At 72.6% G+C, this 13380-nt stretch carries 10 protein-coding genes and 1 pseudogene; all 11 read right to left on the bottom strand.

From position 1 onward, the window contains the following. Positions 1-44: 44 nt before the first annotated feature. The gene (rpe, locus tag ABGB05_RS20425) at positions 45-725 is read right to left on the bottom strand and encodes a ribulose-phosphate 3-epimerase (RefSeq protein ID WP_347655047.1); all 681 of its coding nucleotides are present in this window, start codon (positions 723-725) and stop codon (positions 45-47) included. A gap of 117 nt (positions 726-842) precedes the next feature. Further along, the gene (locus ABGB05_RS20430; RefSeq protein WP_347655048.1) at positions 843-2957 is read right to left on the bottom strand and encodes a xanthine dehydrogenase family protein molybdopterin-binding subunit; all 2115 of its coding nucleotides are present in this window, start codon (positions 2955-2957) and stop codon (positions 843-845) included. 243 nt (positions 2958-3200) lie between these two features. Continuing rightward, entirely contained in the window at positions 3201-4757 is a 1557-nt protein-coding gene (locus tag ABGB05_RS20435) for a transcription antitermination factor NusB (protein WP_347655049.1), read from the bottom strand. Between the two features lie 17 nt (positions 4758-4774). Next, entirely contained in the window at positions 4775-5701 is a 927-nt protein-coding gene (gene fmt, locus ABGB05_RS20440) for a methionyl-tRNA formyltransferase (RefSeq protein WP_347655050.1), read from the bottom strand. Positions 5702-5798: 97 nt separating this feature from the next. Further along, positions 5799-6326 (bottom strand): annotated as a pseudogene (gene def, locus ABGB05_RS20445) (peptide deformylase); the annotation flags it as partial. Between the two features lie 194 nt (positions 6327-6520). Next, positions 6521-7510 (bottom strand): AAA family ATPase, encoded by a 990-nt coding sequence (locus tag ABGB05_RS20450; RefSeq protein ID WP_347655051.1) that lies wholly within the window; start codon positions 7508-7510, stop codon positions 6521-6523. Positions 7511-7787: 277 nt separating this feature from the next. Further along, positions 7788-9866, bottom strand: a complete 2079-nt coding sequence (locus ABGB05_RS20455; RefSeq protein ID WP_347655052.1) for a primosomal protein N' — start codon at positions 9864-9866, stop codon at positions 7788-7790. Positions 9867-9925: 59 nt separating this feature from the next. Continuing rightward, positions 9926-11119: a methionine adenosyltransferase gene (metK, locus tag ABGB05_RS20460; RefSeq protein ID WP_347655053.1), complete on the bottom strand. Its 1194-nt coding sequence runs from the start codon at positions 11117-11119 to the stop codon at positions 9926-9928. Between the two features lie 67 nt (positions 11120-11186). After that, on the bottom strand, positions 11187-12410 hold the full coding sequence (gene coaBC / locus ABGB05_RS20465) for a bifunctional phosphopantothenoylcysteine decarboxylase/phosphopantothenate--cysteine ligase CoaBC (protein WP_347655054.1): 1224 nt from the start codon (positions 12408-12410) through the stop codon (positions 11187-11189). A 20-nt stretch (positions 12411-12430) separates the two neighbouring features. Further along, the gene (gene rpoZ, locus ABGB05_RS20470; protein ID WP_101366725.1) at positions 12431-12694 is read right to left on the bottom strand and encodes a DNA-directed RNA polymerase subunit omega; all 264 of its coding nucleotides are present in this window, start codon (positions 12692-12694) and stop codon (positions 12431-12433) included. Between the two features lie 147 nt (positions 12695-12841). After that, a complete protein-coding gene (locus ABGB05_RS20475; protein ID WP_347655055.1) occupies positions 12842-13354 on the bottom strand; it encodes a guanylate kinase in 513 nt (170 codons plus the stop codon). Positions 13355-13380: the final 26 nt, after the last annotated feature.

The following is a 13380-nucleotide window of genomic DNA, read 5'->3' on the forward strand; positions in this document are numbered from 1 at the left end:
CGGCACCCCGACACCGCACCAGCCGATTCGCTCGCTCCGCTCGCTCATGCCCGGGAGGCGGCGGTTTCGGCCAGCTGCCGCAGCCGGGTCACCGCCGCGGCGGGATCCGCGGCGCCGTAGACCGCGGTGCCGGCGACGAACGCGTCCGCGCCGGCCTCCGCCGCCTGCCCGATGGTGTCGGCCGCGATCCCGCCGTCGACCTCGATCCGCAGCTCCAGATGGCCGGCCGCGACGTGGCGGCGGGCGGTCCGGACCTTGTCGAGCAGTTCGGGGATGAACCGCTGCCCCCCGAAACCCGCCTTGATAGTCATGATCAGCAATGTATCGAAGCTGGGCAACAGGTCAAGGTACGGTTCGATCGGAGTGTCCCGGTCGATCGCCAGCCCCGCCTTGGCTCCGGCCGACCGCAGGTCCTTCGCGAGCGCCACCGGGTCGTCGCACGCCTCGGCGTGGAACGTGACGTTGTACGCCCCGGCGTCGGCGTAACTCGGCGCCCAGCGCCGCGGATCCTCGATCATGAGGTGCACGTCGAACGGCAGATCCGTCGCCGCCAGCAGGCTCTGCACCACCGGCAGCCCGACGGTCAGGTTCGGCACGAAGTGGTTGTCCATCACGTCGACGTGCAACCAGTCCGCGGCGGACTCCACCGCCCGGACCTCGTCGGCCAGCCGGGCGAAGTCGGCGGCGAGGATGCTGGGCGCGACGATCGGCGCTGCTACGGTCACCGCGCCAGTGTACGAATGTCGACTGCCCCGACGATCGCCGGATTCACCACCTGACCGAACGGAACCACCCGCTCACCGCACGCCGACCGCGGCTCGTGATGGCCCGCGAGGCCCCGCTCACCGCCCGCTCGGCACCGCCCCGTCGAGGAAGTGGTCCAGGCTCACCGGCAGGTCCCGGACACGTACGCCGGTGGCATGGTGGGCGGCGTTCGCGATCGCCGCGGCGGTCCCGACGATGCCCAGCTCGCCAATGCCCTTCGAGCCCATCGGGTTGACGTACGGGTCGTCCTCGGGCAACAGGTGCACCTCGACCGAGCCGACGTCGGCGTTGGTGGCGATGTGGTATTCGGCGAGATCGTGGTTGACCACGTGCCCGAACCTCGGGTCGATCACCGCCTGCTCGTGCAACGCCATCGACAACCCCATGGTCATCCCGCCGAGCAGTTGTGAACGGCCGGTCTTCGGGTTGATGATCCGCCCGGCGGCGAAGACCCCGAGCAGCCGGGGCACCCGGATCTCGCCGGTCTCCTCGTGCACCCGCACCTCGGCGAACTGCGCGCCGAAGGCGTACATCGACAGGCGCGCCATCTCCGGGTTCTCCGGCATCTCCACGGTGACCTCGAGCCCTGAGGCCGGCACCGTCCCGCCGTACTCGTCGGCGAGCCGACGGGTCAACTGGTGGGCCGCCTCGACCACGGTGGAGCCCCACGAGGTCATCCCGGACGACCCGCCGGCCGCCATCGCCGACGGCAGGTCGGTGTCGCCGATCCGCAGGTCGATCCGGTCGACCGGCACCGCCAACGCGTCGGCGGCGATCTGGGTCAGGCTGGTCCAGGTGCCGGTGCCGAGGTCGGCCGCGCCGATCAGTACCGCGTAGCGGCCGTCCGGCCCCAACCGGATGGTGGCCACCGAACCCGGCAGCCGGTAGACCGGGTACATCGAGGCGGCGACGCCGGTGCCGATCAGCCAGCCCGCCTCCCGCCGGCTGCGCGGCGCCGGGTCGCGCCCGGCCCAGCCGAACCGGCGGGCCCCCTCCTCCAGACAGGCGACCAGGTTGCGGCTGGAGAACGGCCGGTCCAGTTCCGGGTCGACCGCCGGCTCGTTGATGATCCGGAACTCGACCGGATCCCGCCCACAGGCGATCGCCATCTCGTCCATCGCCGACTCCAGGGCGTACATGCCGGGGGTCTTGCCCGGCGCCCGCATGATCGTCGGCGTCGAGACGTCGAGCCTGACCATCCGGTGCGTGGTACGCCGGTTCGACGCCGCGTACATCACCCGGGTCGGCGTCACGGTCTGCTCGGCGAACTCCTTGTTCCGGGCGGTGACCTGGACGGACTCGTGGGTCACCGCGACCAGCCGACCGCTGTCGTCGGCGCCGAGCCGGACCCGCTGGATCGACGGCGTCCGGTAACCGACCTGGGAGAACATCTGCTGCCGGGTCAGTGCCAGTTTCACCGGCCGGCCCGGAACCGCCATCGCGGCCAGCACCGCCAGACTGACGTCGGCGTGCGCGTGCAGCTTCGACCCGAACGCCCCGCCGACGTGCGGCGACATCACCCGGACCCGCTCCTCGGCGAGCCCGAACAGTTCGGCGACCGAGGTACGCAGCCGGTGCACCCCCTGACTGCCGACGTGCAGGGTGAGCCGGTCGTCGGCCCAGAGCGCGGTGGTGGAGTGCGGCTCGATCGGGTTGTGGTGGTAACGCGGGGTGGTGTAGACGGCCTCGTGCCGGACTGCCGCCCCGGCCAGCGCCGCCTCCGGATCGCCGCGTTCACTGTCGGTCGCGAAGCCGCCGTTGACCACCTCCGGGGCGTACCGCTGCGGATGGTCGAAGCGCAGTTCGACGTCGTGCGGCACCGGCAGGTATTCGAACCGGACGAGCGCGGCGGCGTGCCGGGCGACCTCCGAGGTCTCCGCGACGACCGCCCCGACGAGCTGGCCCCGGAACGTCACCTCGTCGGTCTGCAGGAGCGCGATCTCCGGGTCGTCCGAGGAGGCGACCCGGGTCGCGTTCCGGTACGTCAGCACCGCCAGCACGCCGGGCACCGCCTCCGCCTCGTCGGTCCGCACCCCGACGATCCGGCCGGCCGCGATGGTCGACTGCAGCGGGTACACGTAGGCGGGACTCTCCACCGGCTGTTCGAAGGCGTACCGGGCGGTGCCGGTGACCTTCGCCGGCCCGTCGAAGCGGTCCAACGGCGTACCGATGGCCCGCGCCTGCAGCGTCATCGTCGCCCTCCTCCGCCTCGACCGCCCGTCCCATCCCAGCTTTGCGCACGGAAGGGCCCCTTATGAACGTTTTCGGTAGAGGGCGCGCGCCTTCCTCACGTCTGCGCTCAGCCGCGCACCCGCACGCGCGCAGACACGCAGGCGCGCGCACGAACGGGCGGACGGGCGAACAGGCGTACGGACAGCCGTCCGGGCCGGTCGTCGACCCGGGAGTACGGCGACCCGGCTGCGACGGGGGACGGCTCAGTTGCGACGGAGTACGGCGAGGAACATCGCGTCGGTGCCGTGCCGGTGCGGCCACAACTGCACCGTCGGGCCGTCACCCAGACCCGGCATGCCGGCCGGCAGCAGCGGCCGGGCGTCGACGAAGTCGGCCGGTACCCCGGAACGTCGGGCCGCCTCGGTGACCGAGACGTGGGTCTCCACCACGTGCGGCGAGCAGGTCACGTAGCCGACCACCCCGCCGGGGCGTACCGCCCGCAGCGCGGCGCCGAGCAGTTCCCGCTGCAGCCGGGTCAGCGCCGGCAGGTCGGAGGGTTGGCGGCGCCAGCGGGACTCCGGCCGGCGGCGCAGCGCGCCGAGACCGGTGCACGGCGCGTCGACGAGGACCCGGTCGAACGCCTGCTCCGGCAGGTCGGAATCGCTGCCGACGGTCCGGCCGTCGGTGTGCAGCACGGTGACCGGCAGTCCCCGGGTCGCCTGCTCGACCAGCCGGGCCCGGTGCTCGGCGACCTCCACCGCGGTCAGCTTCGCGCCCCGCATCGCCGCCATCGCGCCGAGCAGCCCGGACTTGCCACCCGGGCCGGCGCACAGGTCGAGCCAACGCTCGTCCGGACCGTCCAGCTCGGCGGCGACAAGCGCGGCGGCGACAAGCTGGGACCCCTCGTCCTGGACGTGGGCCCGGCCGTCCTGCACCGCGGTCAGCTCGCCCGGCGCGCCACCGCCGGAGAGGTAGACCGCGTACGGGGAGAACGCCCCCGGGGCGCCGTCCACCTGCTCGGCCACCTTGACCGCGTCGGCCCGCCCGGGCCGGACGCAGAGGTGCACCGACGGGGGCTGGTTGTCCTCGATCAGCAGCCGGGTCGTCTCGCCGAGGTCGCCACCGAGTGCCTCGCTGAACGCCCGCACGATCCACTCGGGATGGCTGTAGGTGACCGCGAGGTGCCCGATCGGGTCGGTGTCGTAGGAGGGCGCCAATTCGGTCAGCCAGGTGTCGGCGTCCTTGCCGGCGACCTCCCGCAGCACCGCGTTGGCGAACCCGGCCGCGCCCGGGGCCAGCGAGCGCACCAGGTCGACGGTCGAGGAGACCGCCGCGTGCGCCGGGACCCTGGTGTACAGCAGTTGGTAGGCGCCGAGCCGCAGGGCGTCCCGGGGTTGCGGGTCGATCCGGGCGACGTCCCGGCCGGCCGCGGCCGACAGGATCGCGTCGAGGGTGCCCCGCAGCCGCAGGGTGCCGTACGTCAGCTCGGTGGCGAACGCCGCGTCCCGGCCGTGCAGCCGTCGGTCCCGCAGGATGCCGGGCAGGACGAGGTTCGCGTACGCGTCGTCCCGGTGCACCGCCTCGATCGCCTCGTACGCCGCGTGCCGGGGCAGGTCGACGGCGAGACGCCCGGGGCGGGGTGCCCGCCCGGCCCGGTCCCGACCGTCCCGACCGTCCCCGCGGCTCCGGTCCCGGCCGTCCCGGTCGGACCGGCCGCGGTCGACGCCGCGACTCCGGTCGGCGCCGCCCCGGGCCGCAGGGCCCCGATCCCGGTCGGACCGGCGCCGGTCGTCGCCCTGGTTACCGCCGACTGTCCGCATCCGTCCGCTGTCCTCGCTCACTCGAATCGCTCTCCGGCCGCCACCCGCAGCCCACGTGCCCAGTCCGGGGCCGGCATGGCTTTCTTGCCGGCAGCCCGAACCTCGCCCAGGACGACCGGGGTGGTCGCCGTCCCGACGAGTACCCGGGTACGTTCCACCAGCAGTTCGCCGGGTTTGAGTTCGGGTCCGTCGGCAACCGGCCGGACCGGGCCGAGCTTGACCCGGGCATCCCGGAACAGGGTCCACGCCCCTGGTGCCGGCGTCGCCGCCCGGATCCGCCGGTCGACGGCGAAAGCCGGGTCGGTCCAGCGGACCTGACCGTCGGTGGCGGTGAGTTTGGGTGCCACCGACACGCCCTCGGCGGGCTGCGGCACCGCCTCGGCGGTGCCCCGCCCGATCGCGTCGAGGACGGCGACGAGCAGCCCCGCCCCGGCCGCGGCCAGCCGCTCCAGCAGGTCGCCGGAGGTGTCGGTGGGCCGGATCTCCTCGGTCAGGGTGCCGAAAACCGGGCCGGTGTCCAGCCCTTCCTCGAGCTGGAAGACGCTCGCCCCGGTGAGTTGGTCACCGTGCAGCACCGCATGCTGCACGGGTGCCGCCCCGCGCCACGCCGGAAGAAGTGAGAAGTGCAGGTTGACCCAACCGTGGGTGGGGATCGCCAGGGCGACCGGCGGCACCAGGGCCCCGTAGGCGACCACCGGGACGCAGTCCGGTGCGAGGTCACGCAGCCGGTCGAGGAACTCCGGCTCCCGGGGGCGGGCCGGGGTCAGTACCTCGATGCCGCGCTCGTCGGCCCAGGTGCCTACCGGGGAGCGGACCAGTCCCCGCCCCCGCCCCGCCGGCGCGTCGGGTCGGGTGACGACGGCCAGCAGCTCGTGCGACGAGGCGGCGATCGCGTCCAGCGCGGGTAGGGCGACCGCCGGCGTACCGGCGAAGATCAGACGCACTCCGTCGTCACCGACCCAGGCCGAACGGGTTCGCCGAGCGGTCGGAGCCGAGCCCGAACCGGCTGGCCAGCGACTGGCGCCGGCCGGGCGGGGCGTCGTGCGGGCTCACCTTGACCACCGGCGGCGCGGCCTCGTCGTACCAGTCGGCCTGCCGGATGGCCTTCATCGCCTCCTTGCGCGCCTCCGGGTCCAGCCGGTCCAGGAAGAGGACCCCGTCGAGGTGGTCGGTCTCGTGCTGCACACAGCGGGCCATCAGGCCGGTGCCGACGATCTGCAGCGGGTCGCCGTGCTCGTTGAAGCCCTTGGCGATCACGTTGAGCCGGCGTTTGGTGTCGAAGTACAGCCCGGGGATGGAGAGACAGCCTTCCTGGCCGTCCTGTTCCTCCTCGTCCGGGAAGTGCAGTACCGGGTTGACCAGGTGCCCGACCACGTCGTCGACGTCGAAGGTGAAGACCCGCAGGCCGACGCCGAGCTGCGGCGCGGCGAGCCCGGCGCCGTTCTGCTCGCGCATCGTGTCGGTCAGGTCGGCGACCAGCTTGCGCAGCTCAACGTCGAAGTCGACGACCGGTTCGGCCGGGGTGCGCAGCACCGGGTCGCCGAAGAGACGGATGGGCTGGACGGTCACGCGGGGTGGCTCCTTCACGGGTGGCGGAAAACGGCGGTGCCGTACCAGTCTACGGGCGGGACGGCGGTGACCAGGTCACCGCCCGACGCCAAGCGGCGACCGCCGGGACCGCGGCTCCGGGCCGCGCGACCCCGGCCTGGAGATCCGGGTACGACCGCCGGCGCGCCCGGTCACGCCGAGGGAGCGGCTCCGGGCTACGCCGAGGGGCAGCCGGGGTCGCCGGCCAGTACGGTGTCGGTACGGTCCAGGATGTGCTCGGGAAGCGGCAGCTGGGTGCCGTGGGCGGCGTCCCAGTCGTAGATCACGCTCAGCCCGACCTCGGCCCGGAAGTAGTCGATCGCGCTGAGTCCACCGACCACGGTCTCGTCGCACTCGGCGACCAGCCGACCGGGGACCAGTTTGAAGCCGTTGCGGAGCGCCGCGCTGAGCCGTCGGTGGCCGTCGACCACGAAGAACCGCTCGCCGGTGTACCCGATGCTCAGCGGCTCGAGGGCCTCCTCGCCGGCCTGCCCGACCTGGGTGACGAACTCGTCGGAGTCCCAGAGGCCGCGCAGCGACTGGATCTCCACGGTGGGGTAGATCCGGCTTGGGTCGAGCAGCAGCAGCGGGGGCGACTCGCGGAGGATCTCCTGGCCGAAGGTGCCGTCGTACGCGGCGATGACGTGCTCCACCACCTCGAGCGCGGACGCCTTGGTGGTGTCGCAGATCAGGTCGTAGTTGCGCAGCTTCGCCTTGTCGACGCCGTACCGGACGAGGAAGCGGTTCCGTTCGCTGTCGCTGCGCTCCTGGAGTTTGTCCCTCGCCTCCTCGATCGACGAGTAGCTCTCGGCCGGGCCGGACGGCCGGGCGAGGACCCGGCGGGCCGCCTCGGTCGGCTCGGTGATCATGTGGATCTTGAGAGCGTGTTTGAAGAAGTGCCAGGCGAGCCGGCTGTCGACGATCAACTGTTCACCGGAGTCGGCGATGTCCTGCTGGAGTTGGTCGACGTAGCCGTCGACCGCCTGGTCGAGTTCCGCGTGCAGGTTGAGCTGCAGCGCGGTCATCTGCCGCTGTTGTGCCATTTCCCGGTAGAGATCACCGACACTCACCCGCCGCAGGCCCAGCCGCTTGGCGAGTTCGATCGAAACGGTGCTCTTGCCGCTACCAAGATCGCCATTCAGGACGATCGACTGCCGACCGGTCACGACCTACCCACTCCTGATCCCGGGCTCGTCAAGATCAATAGCTTGAGCGCCGAACCGGCGCGATCACTCACCGTTACGCAACCCCGCGTGCAGCATGAGGGGCGATGGTATCACCCGTATCCTGGCCATCCGGTCGGACACCAAGTCCGTCCCCCCTCGGATACCCCGGATCACCCACAGAGAAAACAACTCTCCGTGAGGGAGATCTCGCAACAGGTGAACCTGATTCAGACCCCGGGGGGGTCGGCGACGACGCCGGCTCCGGGATGACAGCCGGTCAGAAGATGGCGTTCGGGTCGACCTGGACGCGTACCGGCTGGTTCGCCTTCCGGGCCGTACGCACCGCCGCCGCGATGTGCAACGCGGCGGCGAGGGCGGCGGCGCGGGACCGGGGCACCCGGACCAGCATCCGTTCCTGCCCGTCGCCGGCCGGCACCGGACCGAGCAGTTCCGCCCCCTCGGGCAGCCGGGCCGCCTCGAGCAACTCCGCCACCGCCGGTGCCGTACCGGTCAGACTCGCCATCCGGGCCGCTGGCGGGAAGCCCAGCTCACGTCGTTCGGTCAGCTCGCGGGCGGCGAACCAGACCGGATCCCAGCGCAGCAGCGCCTGCACCGGCGCCAGCCCGCCGTCGGCGACCACCACCACCCGGCCACCGGCCGGACCGGGCCGGGCCAGCGCCGCCGCCGCCAGCCAACGCCGCAACGCCTCCTCCCCGGCCCGCAGGTCGGCCCGGGTGAGCAACGCCCAGGAGTCGAGCAGCAGGACGGCACCGAACCCGCCCGCGGCGACCGGCTCGGCCCCGGGAGTGGAGATCACCAGTCCCGCGCCACCGGGTACCTCGTCCAGCACCTCCTCCCGGCCCGAGGTCCGCACCGGCACTCCGGGGAACGCCCGGCCGAGTTCCTCGGCGGTACGTCGGGCGCCCACCACCGCCGCCCGCAGCCGCCGACCTCCGCAGTGCGGACAGGCGTACCCGGCGGCGACCCGGGCGCACCACCGGCAGGCGGGGGGCGCACCCGCCGACCGCAGTCCGAGCGGACCGGCGCAGTGCGGACACCGGGCCGGCGCACGGCACTCGGCGCAGGCCACCGACGGCAGGTAACCGCGTCGGGGCACCTGGACCAGGACCGGGGTGTCGGCCTTCAACGCCGTCCGGGCCGCCTCCCAGGCGAGACTGGGCAGACGGGCGGATGCGGCGGCGGGGTCGCGGGCCAGCTGCGGATCGTCCCCGGTCGGCGTCACCCGGGGCGTACGGGACCGCAGGGTCGACCGGTCGGCGACGATCTCCCTCGCCCATCCGGTCTCCACCAGCAGTTGCCCCTCCACCGTCCGGGCGTGCCCGGCCACCAGGGCGGCGGCGTTGCCGAGCTGGGCACGGGTCAGCAGCACCTCCCGGGCGTGCGGGTACGGTGCCCTCGGCTCGGCGTGCAGATCGTCCCCGTCGTCCCAGATCGCCACCAGTCCGAGGTCCGCGACCGGGGCGAACATCGCCGCCCGGGTCCCGATGACCACCGGCACCCGGCCTCGGCAGGCGGCCAGGAAGGCCCGGTACCGCCGGGCCGGGCCGAGCGCCGCGGAGAGCGTGACGTGCCGGCCGGGACCGAGCTGTCGGGTCAGCGCGGCGTCGAGTCGTCCGAGGTCGCGCGCGTCGGCGACCACGGCGACCACGCCCCGCCCGCTGCCCACGGTGGCTGCGGCGGCCTCCGCGAACCGTTCCGCCCACGCCTCGCCGGGCAGGGCGTTCCACACCGCCCGTGGGGCCCGCCCGTCGGCGAGGGCGCGCAGGAACCCCGGGCCGGCCGGATAGTTCCGCCAGCCCGCCCCGTCGCCACCGGACTCCCCGACGCCCACCGGCCCACCCGGCTCCCCGACGCCGGCGGTCACGTCGGCAACCGCCCCGCCCACCGGCCCACCGGGCTCGCTGGCACCGGCATCGACCGCGGCAGCGCCGCCGGACACCGGCCCACCGTCGACCGCCGGCGCGTCAGGAACGTCGGCGACGTCCCCGGCGGCAGCGGCGGGACCGGGATCCGGCGCCTCGCGTTCCACCCGGGCGTGCCGCGGCGGCACCGCCAGTCGTAGGACGTCGGCGAGGTTGCCGGCGTACCGGTCGGCGACCGCCCGGGCCAACCGGGCGACCTCCGGGGTCAGTACCGGCTCCGGGGAGACCAGCCGCTCGAGATAGCTCAGCCGGCCGTCGTGCGCCGACACGTCGGCGCGCTCGATCAGCCAGCCGTCCACCAGCTGGCCGGCGAACCGGACCCGGACCCGGGTGCCGGGCCGGGCCTGCGCGGACAGTTCCTCCGGCACCAGGTAGTCGAAGAGCCGGTCGAGGTGGGCCAGCGGCACATCCACACAGACGCGAGCGACCGGCAGCCCGCTGGCGGGCTGCCGGTCGCTGCGCTTGCCGCTGGTCAGGCTCCCGCGGCCGACTTGAGGTCGGCGGCGCGGTCCGTGCTCTCCCAGGTCAGGTCGGGCAGCTCACGGCCGAAGTGGCCGTACGCCGCGGTCTGCCGGTAGATCGGGCGGAGTAGGTGCAGGTCCCGGATGATCGCGGCGGGGCGCAGGTCGAAGACCTCACGCACGGCGTGCTCGATCCGGTCGACCGGGACGTTCTCGGTGCCGAAGGTCTCGATGAAGAGGCTGACCGGGTGTGCCTTGCCGATCGCGTACGCGACCTGCACCTCGCAGCGCTCGGCGAGCCCGGCCGCGACCACGTTCTTCGCCACCCAGCGGGTCGCGTACGCCGCCGACCGGTCCACCTTCGACGGGTCCTTGCCGGAGAAGGCGCCGCCGCCGTGCCGGGCGTACCCGCCGTAGGTGTCGACAATGATCTTCCGACCGGTCAGCCCGGCGTCGCCCATCGGGCCGCCGATCTCGAACCGGCCGGTCGGGTTCACCAGCAGCCGGTAGCCCTCGACCTGCAGGCCCAGTTCCTCCAGCTCCGGCTCGATGACGTGCTCACGGATGTCCGGGGTGAGCAGCGACTCCAGCGAGATGTCGGCGGCGTGCTGGCTGGAGACCACCACCGTGTCCAGCCGGACCGGGCGCAGGCCGTCGTACTCGATGGTGACCTGGGTCTTGCCGTCCGGGCGCAGGTACGGGATCGTGCCGTCCTTGCGGGTGGCGGCCAGCCGGCGGGCCAGCCGGTGCGCCAGCGCGATCGGCAGCGGCATCAGCTCGGGCGTCTCCGAGCAGGCGAAGCCGAACATCATCCCCTGGTCACCGGCACCCTGCGCGTCCAGCGCACTCTCCGACGAGCCGGAGCGCAGCTCCAGGGCGCTGTCCACACCCTGGGCGATGTCCGGCGACTGGGAGCCGATCGAGACACTGACCCCGCAGGAGGCCCCGTCGAAACCCTTCTTCGACGAGTCGTAGCCGATGCCGAGGATCGTCTCCCGGACGATCGCCGGAATGTCGGCGTACGCCTTTGTGGTCACCTCGCCCGCGACGTGCACCTGGCCGGTGGTGATGAGCGTTTCGACCGCGACCCGGCTACGCGGGTCCTGGTCCAGCAGCGCGTCGAGGATTCCGTCGCTGATCTGGTCAGCGATCTTGTCCGGGTGGCCTTCCGTGACCGACTCGGATGTGAACAGGCGGCGTACCACGGTGCTCCTAAAAGGCTCGAATACACGTTTCGCGGCAGTTTAGTCACCCGCCGCCCTGACCAGTGCACTACAACGTCGCGCCGCGACGTGACGATCCGGTTAAGCGCGTTGTTACCAGATCCCAGACGGCATCGGCGAGATCTTCCTTGGATTGCTCGGAAAAAGCTGTCGTCGACCCGTCAGCGCCCAGTACGACCGCCGTATTGGTGTCGGCCCCGAAGACCTTGTCCGGCCCGACCTCGTTGACGACGATCAGGTCGGCCTTCTTCCGGGCCAGCTTGCCCCGGGCGTTGGCCTCGGCGTCACTGGTCTCGGCGGCGAAGGCGACCAGTACCTGCTCCGGCCGTCGACGCTCGCCGAGCTCGGCGGCGATGTCGGGGTTGGCCACCAGCTCGACGGTGAGCGTGTCGCCCCGGTCCGACTTCTTGATCTTATCGGAGGCGTACGTCGCCGGCCGGAAGTCCGCCGGCGCCGCCGCCATCACCACCGCGTCGGCCGTCTCGGCCGCCTCGAGGGTCGCCTTGCGCAGTTCCTCGGTGGTGCCGACCCGGACCACGTCCGCGCCGGCCGGATCCGGCAGGGAAACGTTCGCGGCGATCAGGGTGACCCGGGCTCCCCGGGCCAGCGCGGTACGGGCAAACGCGTAACCCTGCTTGCCGGACGACCGGTTGCCGAGGAACCGCACCGGGTCCAGCGGCTCGCGGGTGCCACCGGCGGTGACCACCACCCGTCGACCGGCCAGGTCCCGGGGGGCATCCACTCCCCGGGCCAACACCCGGCGGGCGACCGCGAAGATCTCGGCCGGGTCGGGCAGCCGGCCCTTGCCGGTGTCCACCCCGGTCAGCCGGCCGGTCGCCGGTTCGAGCACCAGGACGCCACGCCGACGCAGGGTCGCCACGTTCTCCACGGTGGCCGGGTGCTCCCACATCTCGGTGTGCATCGCCGGCGCGAGCACCACCGGGCAGCGGGCGGTGAGCAGGGTGTTGGTCAGCAGGTCGTCGGCGAGACCGTGCGCGGCCCGGGCCATCAGGTCGGCCGTGGCCGGGGCCACGACCACCAGGTCGGCGCCCTGACCGAGGCGGACGTGCGGCACCTCCTGCACGTCGGCCCAGACGTCGTCGGCGACCGGCTGCCCGCTCAGCGCCGCCCAGGTCGGGGCCCCGACGAACCGCAGCGCGGCGGCGGTCGGCACGACCCGGACCCGGTGGCCCGACTCGGTGAACAGCCGCAGCAGTTCGCACGCCTTGTAGGCGGCGATCCCACCGCCGACCCCGAGTACGACCGAGGTCATCTCCGACGTCCCGGCCGCCGCTACGGCTGGTCGGTCGGCTCTGCGGTGAGCAGACCCGCGTTGATCTCCCGCATCGCGATCGACAGCGGCTTCTCCTGCGGGGTGGTCTCCACCAGCGGGCCGACGTACTCCAGCAGGCCCTCGCCGAGCTGGCTGTAGTAGGCGTTGACCTGGCGGGCCCGCTTGGCGGCGAAGATCACCAGGGCGTACTTGGAGGTGGTCTTCTCGAGCAGCTCGTCGATCGGCGGGTTGGTGATGCCTTCGGGACTGGCGATGGATCCCACGGGAGAAACCTCTGTGTCTGCGCGACCACCCGAGGGCGGTCAGGTCGGAGTCGTTCTGGAGAGCGGTCGTGCGGGACTGCGGTCGTTCTGACGTTCGGTGTCCTGAAGTTCGGTGGTGCTGAAGTTCGGGGTCCGTTCAACGTTGCGTCAGCTCGACGTCAAGTGGCACGAACCGAGCAAGCCTACCAGTTCGTCGGCGGCCCGCTCGATGACGTGGTTGACGACCGTTACGTCGAATTCCCGACCAACGGCGCGGACGTCGACTCCCGGCGGGGCGAGGTACACCAACCGGGCCTCCGGCATCGCCGCCCGGACCTGGCGGGCACCTCGGAGGTCGATCGTCAGCAGCACCGGGCGGCCGGCGGAGAGCCGCATCCGTACCGGACCGCTCGGCGTACCGTAGCGGTGAACGCCTATTTCCGACCACTCCAGCAACTGTCCGTCATCGAGCAGACGGGCGAATTCCGCCCGGTCGACGAAACGGTGGTGCACGCCGTCGATCTCGTGTTCCCGACGGGGGCGGGTGGTCAGCGGGACCGATCGCCACAGCCCCGGCGATCGCGTCCGGACAAGTTCCGTCACGCTGTCCTTGCCGACCCCGGAGGGGCCGGCAAGGACCGTGAGACGAGCCGACTGGCGGACATCGTCATGCGTACTCACTGCTTGTTTCTACACGGCGACTGGAA

Origin of the sequence: Plantactinospora sp. B5E13 (assembly GCF_039871775.1) — a bacterium.
GTDB lineage: Bacteria > Actinomycetota > Actinomycetes > Mycobacteriales > Micromonosporaceae > Plantactinospora.